We start from the raw sequence: 18230 nt of genomic DNA, 5'->3' as shown, positions 1-18230 counted from the left end.
ATCAACGTGCAGACTTTAATGAGCAAATTGAAAATGCAGATTCATCTCTGACAATTACTTCTATATTAGAAGAAGCAGCTCAAGTTGATGCTGACCAAGCGCCAGATCCTTTACAGGATGAGAAAGACGAAGCGAAAGAAACGATTGCTGGTTATGAAAATCTAGATGAAGATCAAGTTGCAGAATTTAATGAGCGCATCGATGAGGCGGAAAGTACGCAAGACATCAATGATATCGTTGAAGAAGCGGTGTCTGTGAATGATGAACAGGCTGAAGATCCTCTACAAGAAGAGAAAGATTCAGCGAAAGAAACAATCGATGCACTTGAAAATGTTTCTGATGAAACGAAAGAAACGATGAAAGAAGATATCGATTCAGCTGATTCATCTGAAGATATTGAAGCAATCGTGACTGAAGCTGAAAGAATTAATGATGACCAAGCTGAAGAAGAGGAAGACCCATTAGCAGCGGAGAAAGAAGCAGCGAAAGAAGAAATATTAGCATTAGAGTACTTGAATGAAGAGACACTCGCGCTCTTTATCTCACAGATTAATGAAGCGGATAGTCAAGAAATGATCGACCGTCTCGTCCGTGAGGCAAACGAGACAAACGAATCGCGTCAGCGTGATTTAGAAGATGATGTAGTGACTGAGGCTGAGATTATCGGTGGTACATTGGATGAATCAGAAGTTGAAGATATGCCTGAACCACGTGATGATAACGAATTGATTATGAGTATTGAAGACTCTGGTGTGTATATTGAAGGTACTGTGGGTGAGCGTTTAACAGCGTCAGGTATTACACTTCCAGGCGCAACGGTTACAATTTCAAGCGGTGACCAATCATTTGAAATTGTTGCAGGTGAAGATGGATTATTTGAAGGTACAATTCCATACTTCAGCAGTGGTACTGTGCTCAATGTCGTATTCACTGCAGAAGATGGTGAGACTTACGAAACGACTGTAACACTTGTGTATGATCCAACGACGAAAACTGTTAAAGGTGGATCTGACCACGAAGTTGTCGTAGCTGAACCAGAAGATTCTGATGGTTCAGATGAAGAAGTTGCAGCAGATGAAGATGAGGACTTACCAGCAACGGGCTTAATGAATAATATCGGTATACCAATTGCCGGTGCAATCGCACTGTTTGGTATAGGATTATTTGCATTATTCTTCAGAAGAAGATAAAGTGAAACAGTTGAATTAACAAGATGGTATACTCCTAAATCGCGTGAAAAATACTCGATTTAGGAGTTTTCCATTGAAAAATAGCCAATTTGTTATACAATAGTAATATTAAGAAGCGTGTGCAAAGGAGAAACTTTCGATATGCATAACAATATTTATAAAATTTTGCTGACAGTACTTGTAGCAATGGTTGCATTTACTGGCCTTATCGCTGAAACGACATACGCACAGTCATACGATGTGGATGAGTCTGGAAATGTTGTTTTTTACTCACCGGATGGTTCACAGTCTGTATCTAAAGAAAATCTAATCAAACCAAATCATGGCGTCGTCCTATTTGGTTATCAAAATACTTACACAGATGTTATTGATGCAAGTGTGTTACCACGTGCTTTAGGTAACAACCGTGCGATCGCAAACTCTGAGACGAGAATTGGTCGTTATTATTCGACACTATCTCAAGGTGAAATTCACAACACTGGGTTTGACATTGGACAAGTACACCAAGGACAAGTTGCAAGTGGGAATGAGTCTTGGGCATACAGCCATTTAGCAAAAATTAATCAGCTGAGATATGAACATGGTTTAGCACCAGTGTCTATTAACTTGGACGCGAGTGGCTATGCCTTTTCAAAGAGCCAAGATATGATTCAAAATGGCTACTTTGCACACCAAAATCCTGAGGGAGATAATATTATTACACAATATTTATCATTTAATCCCGATGATTCTAACGTTCATGCTGTCGGAGAAAACATGGCACAAGCATATCCAAGTACAGCGACAAGTATTGAAGCACAAGTGTTTGATGACTTATTACACAGTCCTGGACATTATCAAAATATGGTTGATCCGGCATGGGATAGTGTAGGACTTGGTTTCTATTATGATCCATCAGTAAGTAGTAAAGTATATTTTGTACAATTATTCTATACGACGGACTATAGTGCTAAAAATGGATTATCTGCTGAAGGGTTAGCGAATTCATATTGGAACTATGAGTTTTATCAGAAAGATAATAATCCAGAAGCCTTTGAGACGATCGTAGCGGAGGTACCCGTTGAGGAAGAAGTTGTTGAAGAAGAGATTGTTGAGGAAGAAGTTATAGAAGAGGAAGTCGTTGAAGAGACAGCGATTGACGAGGACTTTGCCCAGGAATACGAAGAAAATGAGCAATTGGTAGAAACATTACGCGCAGAAGTTGAAGAAAAGCGCCAAGCACAGTCTGAAGCAAGTGATTCACTTGCAGCAAACCAAGCTGAAATAGAGCGTGTTGAATTAGAAAATGCTGCAGTTGTAGAACCATATCGTTCAGCAGAAACGCTTATCGAAGAAAAGACAATTGAACTTGAAGCAACGACAGATCCAGCGTTACGTGAGCAACTCGAAGCAGAGATTGCAGAAGCAAATGTAATTATTAAAGAATTACAACCACAGATGGATGAAGTGAATATATTGTTAAATCCATTAACAGAGCAACAAGTAGAGTTAGAGAATACTGTTGCAGAACGTGCTGAAGAAAAACGGATTGCTGAAGAAGCTCTAGTAGAACAATCAGATAAACTAGCAACAATGACACCGCCAGAGCAAGTGGACACGACGGTTGAAGAAGGTACAGAAGTGACTGTTGAAGAAGACGTGACAATGGAAGAGGAAGTCGTTGAAGAAGGCGAAACGGAAGTTACAGAAGAGGAAGTCGTTGAAGAAGGCGAAACGGAAGTTACAGAAGAGGAAGATGAAACTTTAACTGAATCGGTTGAAGAAGTTGTCGAAGAAGAAGCAACTGAAGAATCAGAAGATGCTGAGGAATCTGTTGAAAATGTAGAAGTTACTTTTGAATCAGATGAAGAACCAACAACATCTGAATACAATGTGAATTTATCGAATAATATTGTAGAAGTGCCTCAAAACAATACACCGCCAGAGGTAGCGAATCGCAGTGAGAGTGAAGAACCTGCTGCAGAAACTGAAGAAGAAGAGACTGTAGAAGAAACAGAAGCATTAGATGAAGAAGTAGAAGAAGAGACAGACGAAGTTGAAGAGAGTTCGGAAGAATCTGTAGATGAAGAAAGTGCAGAAGACTCAGCTGAAGAACTGGAAGAAGAACAAACAGTTGAACGTAACTTAAGCGACTTAGTTGGACGCTCTGACACAGATGATAGCAGTAACGATGAAGTGAGTGGCGTATTACCAGATACAGGGCTTGCAGAAAATCCTTGGCTAATAGTCGGTGCGATCGCACTTCTTTTAGTCGGTGCTGCATTAATTTTCTTTACAGTGATTCGTCGTAAATGATAATAATATAATCAATGAAATCACCCACCAGAAATTGTGATGTGCTACCTCTTAAGTTTACAGATGAAATAAAAAATCTGTAAACTTAGGAGGTTTTCTTATGGCTCGACATAGAAGTTTTGAAGAGAAGATACAGATCATTGAGTATTATTTGAATCATGGAGATAGAAAAAAGACAGCTGAACTTTTTGATATTAGTCCTGACACAATTAAGTCGTGGATGCGGAGTTATAATGAAAAGGGAGTGGAGTCATTAAAAGTCCGAATGCGCCATAATACGTATTCAGCTGGTTTTAAAGAAATGATCGTTCTAGAGTATTTAAAAGAAAATATTGGATATCGTACACTTTCCCTTAAATACAATATACATGGAAAAACAACGGTTAGGAGAAGGGTAATGGAGTATACTAGAGGTAAACAACTCAAGTCTACCTTTGGAGATAAGCTCACTATGGTGAAATCCAGAAAAACAACATACGAAGAACGATTGAAGATTGCACAGTACCATGAAACCCATAACGTTAGTTTTCGTGAATTGGCCGAACTCTTTGGTGTCACATATCAACAAGCTTACCAATACGTGAAGAAGTATCAGGCTTCAGGTCAATTCGGTTTGGTAGATCGACGTGGTCATCGCAAATCAGATAATGAACGAACAGAAGTGGAACAATTGAAAAGAGATTTAGAGATCGAACGACGCAAACGAAAAAGAGCAGAGGTCGAAAATGCATTCTTAAAAAAGTTGGAAGAACTCGAGAGGAGACACAAGTAAGCCGAGTTCGAGGGCAACGTATTCATCAAGCAATCACAGAACTACACAGTGAAGGCTATTCCATCTCTGAGCTGTGTGAAGTCGCTAATATCAGTCGACAGGCCTACTATAAATATAAGAAACGACTAAAGCCTAAAGCAGAAGTTGAGAACGAAAACATCGCAAGATGTATCGCTGAGTTATATATCAAACATAAAGGTGTGCCGGGATATCGTATGATGAGGCATCTAGTCAATCGTCAACTAAACACATCATATAGTCCAAAACGTATCTTACGTATCATGCGCATCATGAATTTTAAATCGGTCACTCGTAAAAAAAGAATGGTACGTACTATGAAGTCTGGTTATTTTAAAGCAGAAAACCTTCTGGGCAGACAATTCATTTCAGAATTTAAACTGAAGAATGGTCGTCGTATATTCATGTGCGCAATTATAGACTTATTTGATAACAGTATCGTGGCACATCGATTTAGTCACATTAACAATAATAAACTCGTATTTGAAACGCTTGAATCCGGACTGTCAGACAACAAAGGTGCTTCACCCATGATACATAGTGATCGTGGATTTCAATACACGTCATACGGATGTAAAAAGCTCTTAAAAGCCCATGGTATGACACAGAGTATGTCTCGGGTTGGGAAGTGTATAGATAATGGTCCGATGGAATCATTCTTTGGTAAGCTAAAAACAGAACGCTATCATCTTGTTAGAAAATCTGAAGGGTATCAAACTTATCAACAGCTCGTTAATGATCTTGATACATACATTCATTTTTACAATAATGAACGACCACAAGATGTGTTAAGTGGATTAACACCGTTTGAATTACGCAACATCGCAGTATAAAAAAACTGAGATTCGAATGCATTCGAATCTCAGGAAAATTTATTTTATTCAACTGTAAACTTAAGTGACATCAGGTCAATTGGCGGGTGATTTTTGTATTTCTTTATTTGTATAGGGTTTCATACCTATTAGAGTAGGTCATAGGCACTCAAAACGCGCAAACACACTTAAATAAACACTATTCCACTCGTTTATCTTTTTTGTTTAAATTCAGTGCAATTAGAAGTCCGACTGCTGCGCCAGCAACGCCTGTGATGATAAGCCATAGGACCACTTGATCAAGCAATGTACCAATAATCAGTCCAAAAATAGCGATCCCAATAATGGCACCGATTAGAATACCAGCTTCGATCCGTCCACGTTTTAATTTATCTTGTTCTTTAGCAGACACATTAATTCCTTCTTCCATATGATGATATATTACATTTTATCAGAATTCATAAAATATATCTCTGAACAAAAAGTCACAATAAAAGCGCACGCACATGATAGTATTAGGGTAAAGATATGAAAAGAGGAGTGAAGCCATATGGTAAAATATTATTTGTCTATCGGTGAGGTTGATGCGCCGGTTGTTGTAGAGTCATACATAAATCTCGGTTGTCCATATTGTGCCAATTATTTTGAAGCTGCTTATACAACGTTTGAGGACTATATTAAAAATGGTGAACTCAAGCACGTTATTAAACATGATGATCGTACGAATGGCCGCTTGTTAAAAGGGACAGTAGCCAACGCACACTTAAATTATGAGAAGCCTGAAAAATCATATAAACATATGAGAGAACTATTTAAAACACAAAAGACATGGACTTCTTCGTACGATGTGCTATTAACGACATTGAACCGCCAACTTTTCTTGAAGGAAGATCAGGAATCTGGTGAGCGTTCTAAACATGCAAGAGCTGATATTGAGTCTCGTGAAGTAACTAAAGTTCCGACAGTATTCATAAATGGTGCGAAGTTTTCTTTTGATTCCGAAGACAGTATCGAAGGTATTAGTGATCTTCTGAAGCGTGAGATAAAAAATCGACTAACACGTACCGAATAAAATAATGCCCTTGAATCTCTGGGTGATTCGAGGGCATTTTTATGGTTTACTTTTTTGGTTGTTATCTTGTTGATTTCTTTTTATCGTTTACATCTGTTTCTTCTTCTTTAGGTAGTTTAAAACGTGGCGTTGCTAAGAACATACCGAGTACCACTGCAAACACACTTGAAGATAGCGCATATAACACATGTTGAAGATCAGTTTCCGCAAAGTAAACTAAGAATAAATTGAGTACAATAATTGCAATTAATGCGATGATAATGAAGTTTCGTGTCTCTCTTTTAAAATTTTGTATGACTTTCATTGTTTTCTCCTCGCCTCCTATAAAGATTCGTATATTTGTATCTTACTACATATCAATTCGATAAAAAAGCAAGTAAAAAATAATGAAAATGTTGTTCAAAATAGTAAAATTAGGGTATACGTTTAACTAGGATACCATTAGTTAAGGGGTGAGTCATGTGGCGAAATACGAAAGAGAAGTCAGTTTAAATAATGATAAACCGCGTGATATTTCAATTGCAGAACCTGTGGTTGGTTCTATAATTGCGGTCGTTTTTCTTATTCTAATTCATACGTTATTCGATTATTTTGGCGTTTGGCGTATTGAGAATGGGAATACGGAGGTCGTGCCATTTGTGGATAATGAATATGCCGCTTACTTCGTTACATTCACGACATTATTGCTTATCGTCATTCTAGTCATTAATATTTTTAAATTTGTGCACCAAAGATGGACAGTATCGATGTTTGTCATTTCGACAGTACTTTCTATTATTGGGATCATGATACTTTATCATATGCATGAAAATCGAGAGTTATGGAATCAAGACTTTATGGATGGACTACTTGATTTAGGATTTTTTGAATCGACAACATCCTTGATGTACCGAGTCACCGATGGATTATGGACTTTCGTTTCTGAGTGGATATTCATATTGTTGATCGTACTAATGGTCATAGGTATCATCATCAACGGTTATCGTACGCTACAACGCGCGAGAACATCGCGACCAAAAAAATATAAACGTGCACCACTCGAATAAATAAAAAGACGCATATCTAGCTCGTCATTAGCTGGATATGCGTCTTTTTAATTAGTTTCCATAGAACGGCACATTTACAGTTGAGATGAGCGAATCATCTTCTGTGTAAATATCAAGTACACCATTTGGCGCAATCAATAGATAGCCAGGTTGTTCGCCTTCATGAAACGCGACTCTGATTTTACCATCATCCGTCGTGGTTGGCGTTTCAAACGTGTAGTTTTCTGCACTTAACTCATTGAGCTGCAACCCACGTTCGATGAACGTGTTGGCATTTTCTAATGTGACGACAGATGCACTACGGTCAAGTGTGTGAGTAATATAAAGTACGTTATCATTATCGTCAAAAACAACAAGTACTTTAAAATTCGAACTTGGTAGCATCTTGTACTCTAGTGCGGATGCACCACGTTCCAGTTCATTGCTATTACGTTCTCCACTCGGTGTGTTGTAAGCTTCTAACACTTCATCTCTTGTTATTTCATTTTGAGGTTCAACATAAATGCTTTCAACCTCATTTTCATCTACGACAACAACAATATCGTTTACACGGTATTCCTCAGTGTCATTCTCTATTGCACGATCTACTTTTTCAACATTGGCATTAAATAATTGGTTCACTTCATCTACAGTCATGCCACGTTTAACATTTGCAAAATCATATTGCGAGAAATTGTACAGATACGCATTGATAAATGCATCCGATAAAACATCGACATTACCTGAGTCATCATAGCCCTCATGATTATCTGCTAGCGCATGTGATTCCGAGCGAATACACAAGTATAGCGAAGCGATGAGTACGAACAATAAAATTCGTTTTACGATAAGTATCATCCTCACTTTTGGAACATATATAGTTATTATAAATGATTTTATGGATAAAATACAACCGATGGCCATTTATCTGTGCGATACTTACAATAGTAAAGAGGTGACAGCATGGAATATTATAAAAAATTACGTGCACATATCGGTACTGATCCGTTGATTTTACCAGGTGCACTGGCGATTATTACGGACTCAGAAAACCGTGTGCTTCTACAGAAAAGAATGAGTGGACTCTGGGGACTGCCTGGTGGATTGATGGATCTTGGAGAGAGCTATGAAGAAACTGTTAAGCGGGAAGTATATGAAGAAACTGGTATGACACTGCTTGAATATGATTTAATGAAAGTCTATTCTGGAAAAGACCAATTTGTGACAGAACAAAATGGTGATCAGTATTATGCGGTTGTTGCGGTTTTTATCGTTCAAAAGTATTCGGGAGAACTGGTCATCGATTATGAAGAAAGTTTAGATATGCAATTCTTTAGCATGTCGCAATTACCGGAAGATTTAACAGCACGTTCAGTTACATTTTTAGAAGATTATCAAGCGTATATGACTGGAGACTGATGATATGTATAAGAGACTTTTAATGTCGATAACGGCAGTAGGACTACTCGCTGCGTGTAATGGTGATGATGAAGATAACGATGAGGCTTCAAATGGTGATATTGAAGGTGAAGTAACGATTTCTGCAGCAGCAAGTACGCGGGATGGCTTGGAAGAAGTTGTTGAATTATTTAACGTGGAAAATCCAGACGTTTCAATCGATATGAACTTCGGTGGGAGCGGTGCACTAAAAATTCAAATTGAGCAAGGTGCACCAGCTGACATATTCTTAAGTGCAAATGTGGATCACTTTGATGATTTAGATGATGATGGATTCATAGAAGAACGCGTGACGTACTTAGGCAATGACCTTGTTTTGATCGAACCGACAGATGCCGAAACTTTATCGATTATTGAAGAACTCGTAGACGTAGACTTAATTGCGCTTGGCACACCGGAATCAGTACCCGCAGGGGAATATGGTAAAGCCGCACTTGAATACTATGAAATTTGGGGTGACATTGAAGACAATATCATCTATGCAGAAGATGTCCGTCAGGTGCTACAGTATGTTGAGGTTGAAGAAGTCGATGCAGGTGTCGTTTACAGAACGGACGCTTTAACGAGTGATGACGTCGTAATCGTTGATACATTTACAGAAGATTCACATGATGCGATTGAATATCCACTCGGTTTGCTGACAGACGGTGCAGATGACGAAGCGGTGCAAGCATTTTATGAGTTTCTTCAGTCAGATGATGCACTAGAGGTGTTTGAAGCGTATGGATTCATTATTGAATAGATTTGATATAACAGCTTCGGATTTTTTCACACCGGTCGGTCTATCATTACAAGTTGCAATCATAGCGATGATCATCGTATTTATACTCGGTACGGCAACCGCATACTTTATGAACAAGCATGATTTCCCGGGGAAAATTGTGCTCGAGACGCTGTTTCTTTTGCCGATTGTTTTGCCGCCTACAGTGATTGGTTTTATCTTGTTGATGATGTTTGGTAGCTCATCGTTCATCGGTACGATGATCGATTGGATATTCGACCGCTCGATAATCTTTACGTGGTATGCAGCAATATTAGCGAGTTCGGTTGTCGCATTTCCACTGATGTATCAAGCGGCTAAAGTCGGTTTTGCTGGTGTGGATAAAGAAGTACAAGAACAAGCACAAGTTGACGGTGCGACAAATTTCCAAGTGTTTTACAAAATCACGTTACCGCTCGTAGCGACAGCACTTATTTCGGGTGGGATTTTAAGCTTTGCACGCGCAATTGGTGAGTTCGGTGCAACATTGATGATTGCAGGAAATATTCCTGGACGTACGCAAACACTACCGACAGCGATCTATGTCGAGATGCAGTCCGGTAACTATACCCTCGTCTGGCTGTGGGTCGCATCGATTGTTCTGATCAGTTTTATCATGTTGTTCTTAGTAAGAGTTATGGCTAAAAAATCTTAATGATTAATGATGTCTAAAATGTTAGATAAAGTTCATAAATGTACACTTTTACACGAAAATTTAGTGTGAATCAGATGTTATAATGTTGGCATTGGAAAGTGTAAATGGAGGTCAGTACATTTATGTTAAGTGAATCTCAAGAGAAATTTATAAAACGGTTTGAGGCTGCACTTGTCGAGAAGGGAAAACACCCTGAATTCATCGCACAACAAGTTGCGAGTGTGACGCAGCAATTTGAATATGGAAATCAGCAAGGTAAGCCAGTCGATGTGCTCGGTGGTGGACCAGAGAATTACGCAAATGTTGTGGGACGAGACTTACCACGTGCGCACCAACTATTTCGTCCAATCATTGCAGTTTTCATCTTAATATTTGGTGTAATGACCATTCCACAATTGCTGAACGGTACATTCGCATGGACACTTGAGTATATTCTTTTTGTCTTATTGTTCCCAGTTGTCGGTGCATACGGTTTATATATCATACTCAAAATTACTGAAAAGCGCTTTGTCGAATACGATAAAAATAAAATATCAATGATCGCATATCTCATTCTTTTCACATATATCATCATACTCGTCGGTGTGGGTATATTTGGAACAGAAACGTTGCGAGGCACGTCACTCGTTAATATCGGTACCCCTTCAACGGATACAATGTTCATCATCGGTTGGGTTGTACTGGCACTAGTAGTCATCACATTTCTCCTCATGCGCTATTGGTTATTCTCAGTCGTGGTCATAATTTTCTCAGTCGCACCACTCATCTCACGACAGTTCACAGCCGTACCGATGGATGATGATGGCTACTTGATTCTGACAAACATCGTGTTGATGTTGACGATATTGCTCGTCGTTGTCGTCATCGGAGTCGTGGCGTTTATCTATTCGAAACGTAGGAAGTAATGTAAAGTTTTTATATTGACAATTTGACTACGACAATGTAAGATTAATAACGCACATATCACATATTAAGAGCTTACGCGTTTATGAACGATTATGAGTTTGAGCGAATATAGGACACACACACCCTATCTCAAATTTATAATAAGGGAGGCAACAACTATGGCAGGTCCAAGAAGAGGCGGTCGTCGCCGTAAAAAGGTTTGTTACTTTACTGCAAACGGTATCACACATATCGATTACAAAGAAGTAGACCTTCTTAAAAAGTTCATTTCTGAACGTGGTAAAATTCTTCCACGTCGTGTAACAGGTACTTCAGCGAAGTATCAAAGACAATTGACTGGTGCGATCAAACGCGCACGTCACATGGCTTTGTTACCGTACGTAAAAGAAGAAGCTTAATGAATTGATAGACACCCAAAACCCGAGAGCGGTTGAGGGTGTTTTTTGTTATGTTGGTTAATTGTGGGATGGTGGTTGTGTTAATTTCGTGTCAATGAGCGGGTTTCATTGGCGTGTAAATCCATTTTCGAGTCTATGAGCGGGTTTCATTGGAACGCAAACCAATCTGCGTGTCAGTGAGCGAGTTTCATTGGAACGCAAATCAATCTGCGTGTCAGTGAGCGGGTCTCATTGGCACGCAAATCAATCTGCGTGTCTGTGAGCGGGTCTCATTGGCACGCAAATCAATCTGCGTGTCAGTGAGCGAGTTTCATTGGCACGCAAATCAATCTGCGTGTCAGTGAGCGGATCTCATTGGCACGCAAATCAATCTGCGTGTCAGTGAGCGGATCTCATTGGAACGCAAATCAATCTGCGTGTCCGTGAGCGAGTTTCATTGGAACGCAAATCAATCTGCGTGTCAGTGAGCGAACTTCATTGGAACGCAAACCAATCTGCGTGTCCGTGAGCGAGTCTCATTGGCGTGTAAATCCTTTTTCGTGTCCGTGAGCAAATCACAAAGTCACAATAAACAATCGCTATCTACTCAATACTCAAATATCCAAAAAATACCACCTAAGCACCTGCTGATTTCAGTGTTTTTTGTTGTGGGGAGTCTTGTATAATTGTGTTTAACAGTGTTATGGAGGAAATAGAATGATTCACAAAAAATATATGCGCACGATGTGGGGCGGCTTGATATTCGCACTCGTCTCTTCCATAGTAGTTGGTATTTTTGTACTCATCCATTGGCAATGGTTGGATTTTGTAGAAAGTGTTGTGATGTGGAACATATACATTACGGTCGGTTCCATCGGTGGCGGTGGAATACTCGTTGCAATTATCGGCTATGTTTTTGCAAAGTTGACACGTCCACATGATCAAGGTTTGGCAGAGCTTGATTATGAAAAAATTAAAGAAGTGATTCCACAGTTCGATGTTTGGTTTTTTAAACGCGTGATGCTGTTTAATACACGGGGTGCATATATCGGACGCTCGACGATGGAGATTACAGGTGTGAGCACATTTCTGGTTTCATTATTGTCGAACATTAATTTTCTGACACCGCTGAACTATCACTTTCATGACCATACTGGTGAGCACATTGTGACGTTTAAACGGCGTGGTTGGCGAAGTGCCGTCGTCGATATTTGGGATGCAACCGGTCGACAGATTGGACATGTCGAGTTTGATGAATTGAAAGTGCTGCTTCGTTTCCGAGGATACGCATTTGTCGGATCAGGCGAGACATTGGAGAAGTTTCGAGTAAAAAGTGAACTTTTATTTGACGAGACCGACGGTAGCGGGTTACTCGATTTGTCTTCATTTAGAAATGATGTGAAATACCATTACATATTCCGTGATTTCCAGGTGCGAGTCGTTAAATTTGGTTATCCATTGTCTGAAGATAAGGGTAAAGTCGCACTTGCTCTATTGTTGATGTTGAATTATTTGAGTTGGAAGTAATTCTAGGGGTTGATGGACGGCAAATCTAGTTTGCGTGTCCGTGAGCGTGTCTCATAGTCCCCGCCAGCTCTCCAAAACTAAAATTTCACAACAAAAAACCGCCTCAGCATAAAATTGCTGAAGCGGTTTTAACAAATTCAGTTTAGAATGGTCCTAGCTCAATATATTGCGCAATAATGATGACAATTATACCTAGTCCGACTTGAATTAAGAAGTAAGGTAATACCCACTTCAACCATTTACCATATGAAATTCCGGCGATTGATAACGCGGCTAACAATACGCCGAATGTTGGAACGATGATGTTTGCAATACCATCACCCAGTTGGAAAGCGAGCACTGCTGTTTGTCTCGTTATACCAAGTAAGTCAGATAAGGGAGCCATGATTGGAATCGTCAATGCAGCTTGCCCTGAACCTGATGGTACAAAGAAGTTGATGAATATCTGGGTGATGAACATGCCGACTGCAGCGATTTCTACTGGCAATGAGTCAAGAAGTCTACTTGCAATATTTAACACGACATCGAGCATATAACCTTGTTCCATAACGATGACAATCGCGCGTGCGAAACCGATGATCAATGCACCGACTGCAATATCGCTGGCACCTTTAACGAATCCTTCACCGATTTCATTTAGTTTCAAACGACTGATGAGACCCATGATAACACCAGTACCTAAAATAACTGCACTGATTTCACCAACGTACCAACCGTGTGAGATAACACCATAAATTAAAAGTCCAATACCAAGTGCAAATACGATAACAGAGATTAAGTGACGCATTGGCATCTTGTAATCCCAATCGATATCGACACCACTATTTGCATCATAACTTCCGTTAATCGCAAGTTCTGGATTTTTCTTCACCTTATTCGCATGTCTGATTAAATACCAGATGGTGACAAGGTAAAAGGCGACGAATATTGGTAATCGCATTTCCCAACCTGACATGTAAGGTAATTCAGCAATGGTTTGTGCAACACCTACTGTATATGGATTGGTCAGTGCTGACGTGAAACCGACGCCGAGTACGCCGAGAAATACGACTCCGACTGCGGTAATTGCATCAAATCTAAATGCAATCATGAGCGGGATGATAATTGGAATATAGACGAGCGTTTCCTCAGCAAGTCCGATTAATGATCCGAGTAAAGCAAATACCAATACGAGTACTGAAATTAATATATACGCCCGATCTCTAAAGAGCGATACGAGTCTTTTTATCATCGAGTCAAGTGCACCAGTTCGGTTCATAATCCCGATGGCACCACCGAAGATAAAGACCGTAAATACGATATCGGCACTGTTAACTAAACCGGTATGGAAACTCATGAATATATCCATTAAGGATAAATTCTCTACATCAACTTCTTCAAATGTGTTTGGAATGACGACTGTACGTCCATCGACATCTTCTCGTTCAAATTCACCACTCGGTACTATGTATGTAAGTATAGAGATTACCATAACGATGATGAACATTAAGACGAAGGCATTGAGTCCAGCCGTATTCTTTTTCTTCTTTTTCTTATTACTTCCGCTTTCTTCTATTGTTTCTTCATTCTGATCTTTGTTCTCAACCATAGGTTGTCCTCCTTTATTTATACTTACATACCCTAATTCTGTATAAATATTGCATAATTCACATAATTTTTTAATGTAAATTTAAGAGAGGAGACTTACATCGCGTCAACGACTTCAATACCGAGCAAACGAAACGTTTCTACGATGTTTTTTGATACGAGATCAAGCAAGAACATTTGGCTGTCTACATTAACCGAGCTGACGATACGCGTGTTGCCATAATACGGATTGAAGTGGCGGCAGAGTTGCATAACGTAGCGTGCGATCAGTGAAGGTGAATACTTTTTCGCTGCATCCTCAACGACCGATGGGAATGTTGAGAGATGATTAATCAGCGGCCACATCGACTCTTCATAGATAAAATTATCTAGTGAAATGACTTGCTCGCGTTTCTTTAAAATCGATTGGATACGTGCATTTGTATAGTTGATATAAACCGCAGTATCTCCTTCGAATGAAATCATATCGTCGATGTTGAAGGAATAACTGTTGTTGCGATCTGGTTTTAAGTCATGATACTTCAGTGCGCCAATGGCAAGTGTCTCAGCAACTTGGTCTTTATCTTGTATAGCGGTGCCTTTTTCTTCCATCACTTCAAGCACGCGTTGCTTCACTTCATCAATAATGTCTTCGAGCAACAGCACTTGGCCGCGTCTTGTCGACATCTTTCTACCATCTTTTAAAATGAGGCCGAATGCAACATGCTCGATATCGACATCGATATCCATTTTTTTGATGACTTCACGCAGCTGATTAAAATGAACGGATTGCTCGTGACCGACGACATATAATATATGATCCGGATTATAATTTTGCTTACGGTATAGGACAGCGGCGACGTCTCGTGTGATGTACAGTGATGAACCATCGCGCTTTTTAATCAGTGCTGGTGGCAAGTCTTCGAGTGGCACGATATATGCACCATCATCGAATTCTAACAGTTCCTTTTCTTCTAGCAACTGATTGACGTGTTCGAGTGCATCATTATAAAAAGCTTCGCCTTGAATGACATCGAAGTGAATGTTCAAGCGTTCATAGAGTACACCGAATGCGACGAGTGATACGCTTCTGAACCATGACCAAAGATCGTGCATTTCTGTATCGCCTTGTTCAAGCTTTGAAAATGCCTCACGTCCTTTATCGGCAAGTGTCGGGTTATCTTTTTCTTCAGCATTAATGCGTACGTATAATTTAAACAGTTCTGGAATCGGGTTTGCTCGGACTGCATCCTCATCGCCCCACATTTGGTATGCGACGATGAGTTTACCGAACTGTGTACCCCAGTCGCCGAGGTGGTTGATGCCGATGACTTCTGCACTATTTTGTTTTAATATTTTCTGCAGTGCGTCACCGAGAATCGTTGCACGGAAATGCCCCATAGAAAATGGCTTCGCAATATTCGGGCTCGAGAAATCGATGACAAATGTTTCATCTTGAAGCGATGTAGACATTCCAAAGTCATTTTTCGCAATCTCTTTTAGCATGGACTTCGCCACTGCAGCATGTGCCAAATGGAAATTTAAAAATCCACCGATAACTTTCACTTCATCGATAATAGGGCTGTCGATTTGTTCGGCGATATTTTCTGCAATCTTTGGTGGTGCTTGACGTATGATCTTTGCCAACTTAAATGTCGGAAATGCGAAATCTCCATGTGATGTATCTGCGGGTACTTCAATCGTTTCTAAAATTTCTTCTAATGTCATATGTTCTTTTAATATTTGGTATAGCTCATTTGCGATGATATCCTTCATCAAAATTCCTCCTAAAAATAAAAATAACCCACCTCTATATAAGAGGTGAGCTACTCACGGTACCACTCTAAAATTAACTCAAATTGTTAACGGTGTTGCCACCGAATCGTTGTAATGCGGTTCATTTGAACACATACACCAGGCTCCCACCAACCCCAGCTCGCTATGCTATCTGATCAAATTACTCTTTTACTTGAATATGATATTAAAATTATTATAGCACACAATTTATTTTTTGAAACGCGCGTGAATGTTGTTTCGTTTTAAAGTCGGATGGGTGAATTCATGAAGTTCCAAGCTCAGGGCAATGGATTGTGAATCGAATATTTCATCTAACGCGTTCGACACAGCATCAAATAGATGTTGCGTAATTTCGTCCTTAACTTGATCGGTACGGCCAGCCCCGAGCTTTAATATTAAATGAACAAAACCGTCGTTTGCCTGACCATCTGCAATGATATAGTCGGTATGCTTTACTGCACGGATGCGAAGGCCACCGACAGGAATGATATCTGGAAACTCAAGCAATGCTTTTTGGCTGACTGAGAGTAGGCGCGTGATATCGATGTCCAAGTTGTCTGTATATTCGATGTATAGATGTGGCATAATTATGCCTCCCATCGAGGTGCAATAATCGTATTTTCAAGACGACCGACACCTTCGACTTCGGTCTGGACAACATCACCGTGGTTTGTATCGACAGAACCTTTAGGTGTCCCGGTTAACAGAATGTCACCTTCATTTAATGTCATGAAGCTGCTCAAGTATTCGATCAGATAGGAAATGGAGAAAATCATATCTTTCGTTGAACCGGTCTGGACGACTTCGCCGTTAACTGTTGTCGTGAGCGTTAAGTTCATCGGGTCGGGTATGTCATTTTTATCGACAAAGTAGGGGCCGATAGGTGTACACGTATCGCGATTTTTAGTCCGTAAGTTCGGTCGGTAATAGTTTTCCAGATAATCACGAATGGCGTAGTCATTGGCGACAGTGTAACCTTTGATATAGTCATATGCGTCTTCAGCTTTGATGTGTTTGCCTTGTTTACCGATAACGACTGCAAGCTCACACTCATAGTGCATAAATTCAACATCGATTGGTCGAATTGTTTTTTCTTTGTGACCGATGAGTGTGTTCGGTCCTTTTAAAAAGACGAGTGGCTCTTTTGGTGCTTCTTTGAATGATAACTCAGCCGCATGGTCGGCATAATTTAGTCCGAGAGTGAAAATCGTGTGTGGTTTAACCGGAGGTAAAAACTGCACATCATCGACTGAAACTGATTCACCATTTTCTAGTTGTAAGATTGATTCATCGTTGGTTGTGGCATTGTATATTTGTCCTTTGTAGGAAATGATTGCATGTTTCATTGTCTGCCACCTCCAATTGTGTTTTCTAATGTACCGATTCCAGGGACGACTACTCTGACAGTATCTCTGGGCTCAGCTGATGGCGCATTTGTATCCGTTCCGACGAGAAGAATATCTCCAGCGGATAATGTCATAAATTCAGAAGCATCTTGGATGAGTGTCGGGATATCACGGATGAGGTCAGATAATATTGATATTTGTGTGATTTCGTCATTGATGAATATTTGAATTTCTAAATTGTTAATGTCATGGATCTCTGACTTATCTTTGTAATCACCTAGTGGCAAAAAGCCATCCCGCGCACGTTTGGGGTAAGCGGGTCTGAAGAAGTTATCGTGCGCGATGGCGACATCATTTGCCACAACGAACCCTGCAACGTACGCCATCGCCTCGTCACGTGCGACTCGACTCGCATTCTGTCCCATGACGACACCAATCGTACCGCCCATCACAATTGCCTCATCCACAGGCTTCTCAATAACGTCTCCGTCACTCGCAAATGTATTCTTCGGTTTAATGTAAAAAACGGGTGCTTTCGGTGGTGCTTTATACGGTTCATCATGCATTTGTGGTTCGAGTGCATCATACGCACCTTTAAAATTTAGTAGCGTACCGTATACAGTGCCGATTTCTGCGACGTTCATCCGTCTCACT

Annotated in this window: 20 protein-coding genes; 12 read left to right on the top strand and 8 right to left on the bottom strand. The window is 40.0% G+C overall.

The window, feature by feature from the left end; genetic code table 11:
* From BMW30_RS03855 to BMW30_RS03840, 4 genes are all read left to right on the top strand, one after another.
* A partial coding sequence (locus BMW30_RS03855) for an LPXTG cell wall anchor domain-containing protein (RefSeq protein ID WP_180366201.1) occupies positions 1-1190 on the top strand: 1190 nt, incomplete at its 5' end.
* Positions 1191-1331: 141 nt separating this feature from the next.
* On the top strand, positions 1332-3485 hold the full coding sequence (locus BMW30_RS03850) for a CAP domain-containing protein (RefSeq protein WP_091474114.1): 2154 nt from the start codon (positions 1332-1334) through the stop codon (positions 3483-3485).
* Positions 3486-3585: 100 nt separating this feature from the next.
* On the top strand, positions 3586-4257 hold the full coding sequence (locus BMW30_RS03845; RefSeq protein WP_091474112.1) for a helix-turn-helix domain-containing protein: 672 nt from the start codon (positions 3586-3588) through the stop codon (positions 4255-4257).
* Positions 4155-5108, top strand: coding sequence for an IS3 family transposase (locus BMW30_RS03840; RefSeq protein ID WP_143248982.1), 954 nt, complete (start codon positions 4155-4157; stop codon positions 5106-5108). Before BMW30_RS03845 ends, BMW30_RS03840 begins: the two co-directional genes overlap by 103 nt.
* 178 nt (positions 5109-5286) lie before the next feature.
* Here the strand turns inward: BMW30_RS03840 and BMW30_RS03835 are convergent, their stop codons facing one another.
* Complete coding sequence (locus tag BMW30_RS03835) at positions 5287-5517, bottom strand: hypothetical protein (protein WP_143248981.1); 231 nt, start codon at positions 5515-5517, stop codon at positions 5287-5289.
* A 120-nt stretch (positions 5518-5637) separates the two neighbouring features.
* Between BMW30_RS03835 and BMW30_RS03830 the strand changes: the two genes are divergently transcribed.
* Positions 5638-6159 (top strand): thioredoxin domain-containing protein, encoded by a 522-nt coding sequence (locus tag BMW30_RS03830; RefSeq protein ID WP_091474106.1) that lies wholly within the window; start codon positions 5638-5640, stop codon positions 6157-6159.
* A gap of 61 nt (positions 6160-6220) precedes the next feature.
* On the opposite strand, the gene BMW30_RS03825 is transcribed toward BMW30_RS03830, so the two are convergent.
* Positions 6221-6463, bottom strand: coding sequence for a hypothetical protein (locus BMW30_RS03825; protein ID WP_091474104.1), 243 nt, complete (start codon positions 6461-6463; stop codon positions 6221-6223).
* Between the two features lie 157 nt (positions 6464-6620).
* Between BMW30_RS03825 and BMW30_RS03820 the strand changes: the two genes are divergently transcribed.
* Positions 6621-7205, top strand: a complete 585-nt coding sequence (locus BMW30_RS03820) for a hypothetical protein (protein WP_091474102.1) — start codon at positions 6621-6623, stop codon at positions 7203-7205.
* Positions 7206-7256: 51 nt separating this feature from the next.
* On the opposite strand, the gene BMW30_RS03815 is transcribed toward BMW30_RS03820, so the two are convergent.
* Entirely contained in the window at positions 7257-8042 is a 786-nt protein-coding gene (locus BMW30_RS03815) for a hypothetical protein (protein WP_091474101.1), read from the bottom strand.
* Between the two features lie 105 nt (positions 8043-8147).
* Here BMW30_RS03815 and BMW30_RS03810 point away from each other — a divergent pair, with 105 nt between their 5' ends.
* From BMW30_RS03810 to BMW30_RS03785, 6 genes are all read left to right on the top strand, one after another.
* Entirely contained in the window at positions 8148-8603 is a 456-nt protein-coding gene (locus BMW30_RS03810) for an NUDIX hydrolase (protein WP_091474099.1), read from the top strand.
* Between the two features lie 4 nt (positions 8604-8607).
* Positions 8608-9384: a molybdate ABC transporter substrate-binding protein gene (modA, locus tag BMW30_RS03805; RefSeq protein ID WP_091474097.1), complete on the top strand. Its 777-nt coding sequence runs from the start codon at positions 8608-8610 to the stop codon at positions 9382-9384.
* Positions 9365-10057 (top strand): molybdate ABC transporter permease subunit, encoded by a 693-nt coding sequence (modB, locus tag BMW30_RS03800; protein WP_091474095.1) that lies wholly within the window; start codon positions 9365-9367, stop codon positions 10055-10057. The genes modA and modB overlap by 20 nt, the downstream gene beginning before the upstream one ends.
* A gap of 122 nt (positions 10058-10179) precedes the next feature.
* Complete coding sequence (locus BMW30_RS03795; RefSeq protein ID WP_091474093.1) at positions 10180-10962, top strand: hypothetical protein; 783 nt, start codon at positions 10180-10182, stop codon at positions 10960-10962.
* Positions 10963-11121: 159 nt separating this feature from the next.
* Complete coding sequence (gene rpsR / locus BMW30_RS03790) at positions 11122-11361, top strand: 30S ribosomal protein S18 (protein WP_091474091.1); 240 nt, start codon at positions 11122-11124, stop codon at positions 11359-11361.
* Positions 11362-12057: 696 nt separating this feature from the next.
* A complete protein-coding gene (locus BMW30_RS03785; protein WP_091474089.1) occupies positions 12058-12867 on the top strand; it encodes a hypothetical protein in 810 nt (269 codons plus the stop codon).
* Between the two features lie 142 nt (positions 12868-13009).
* On the opposite strand, the gene BMW30_RS03780 is transcribed toward BMW30_RS03785, so the two are convergent.
* The 5 genes from BMW30_RS03780 to BMW30_RS03760 form a co-directional block, all read right to left on the bottom strand.
* A complete protein-coding gene (locus BMW30_RS03780; RefSeq protein WP_091474088.1) occupies positions 13010-14455 on the bottom strand; it encodes a YfcC family protein in 1446 nt (481 codons plus the stop codon).
* 95 nt (positions 14456-14550) lie between these two features.
* Positions 14551-16209, bottom strand: coding sequence for an arginine--tRNA ligase (argS, locus tag BMW30_RS03775; RefSeq protein WP_091474086.1), 1659 nt, complete (start codon positions 16207-16209; stop codon positions 14551-14553).
* A 228-nt stretch (positions 16210-16437) separates the two neighbouring features.
* Complete coding sequence (locus tag BMW30_RS03770) at positions 16438-16815, bottom strand: hypothetical protein (protein WP_091474085.1); 378 nt, start codon at positions 16813-16815, stop codon at positions 16438-16440.
* A gap of 2 nt (positions 16816-16817) precedes the next feature.
* Positions 16818-17576, bottom strand: a complete 759-nt coding sequence (locus BMW30_RS03765) for a fumarylacetoacetate hydrolase family protein (RefSeq protein ID WP_091474083.1) — start codon at positions 17574-17576, stop codon at positions 16818-16820.
* A complete protein-coding gene (locus tag BMW30_RS03760; RefSeq protein ID WP_091474081.1) occupies positions 17573-18220 on the bottom strand; it encodes a fumarylacetoacetate hydrolase family protein in 648 nt (215 codons plus the stop codon). The genes BMW30_RS03765 and BMW30_RS03760 overlap by 4 nt, the downstream gene beginning before the upstream one ends.
* Positions 18221-18230 lie beyond the last annotated feature (10 nt).

Origin of the sequence: Aliicoccus persicus, assembly GCF_900110815.1 — a bacterium.
GTDB lineage: Bacteria > Bacillota > Bacilli > Staphylococcales > Salinicoccaceae > Aliicoccus > Aliicoccus persicus.
This window is presented reverse-complemented; position numbering and strand designations above follow the sequence as displayed.